This is a genomic window from Streptomyces sp. NRRL WC-3605, assembly GCF_001509795.1.
Classification (GTDB): domain Bacteria; phylum Actinomycetota; class Actinomycetes; order Streptomycetales; family Streptomycetaceae; genus Streptomyces; species Streptomyces viridochromogenes.
On the sequence record NZ_LLZN01000118.1, the window covers coordinates 1 to 688 of the forward strand.

At 58.0% G+C, this 688-nt stretch carries 1 rRNA gene; it reads left to right on the top strand.

The annotated features are described in order from the left end of the window. Positions 1–57: 57 nt before the first annotated feature. A 23S ribosomal RNA gene (locus tag ADL34_RS33545) occupies positions 58–688 on the top strand; the annotation flags it as partial.

The following is a 688-nucleotide window of genomic DNA, read 5'->3' on the forward strand; positions in this document are numbered from 1 at the left end:
GGGGTGATGGGTGGTTGGTCGTTGTTTGAGAACTGCACAGTGGACGCGAGCATCTGTGGCCAAGTTTTTAAGGGCGCACGGTGGATGCCTTGGCACCAGGAACCGATGAAGGACGTGGGAGGCCACGATAGTCCCCGGGGAGTCGTCAACCAGGCTTTGATCCGGGGGTTTCCGAATGGGGAAACCCGGCAGTCGTCATGGGCTGTCACCCTTGCCTGAACACATAGGGCAAGTGGAGGGAACGCGGGGAAGTGAAACATCTCAGTACCCGCAGGAAGAGAAAACAACCGTGATTCCGGGAGTAGTGGCGAGCGAAACCGGATGAGGCCAAACCGTATGCGTGTGAGACCCGGCAGGGGTTGCGCATTCGGGGTTGTGGGATCTCTCTTTCATGGTCTGCCGGCCATGAGACGAGTCAGAAACCGTTGATGTAGGCGAAGGACATGCGAAAGGTCCGGCGTAGAGGGTAAGACCCCCGTAGTCGAAACGTCAGCGGCTCGTTTGAGAGACACCCAAGTAGCACGGGGCCCGAGAAATCCCGTGTGAATCTGGCGGGACCACCCGCTAAGCCTAAATATTCCCTGGTGACCGATAGCGGATAGTACCGTGAGGGAATGGTGAAAAGTACCGCGGGAGCGGAGTGAAATAGTACCTGAAACCGTGTGCCTACAAGCCGTGGGAGCGTCGG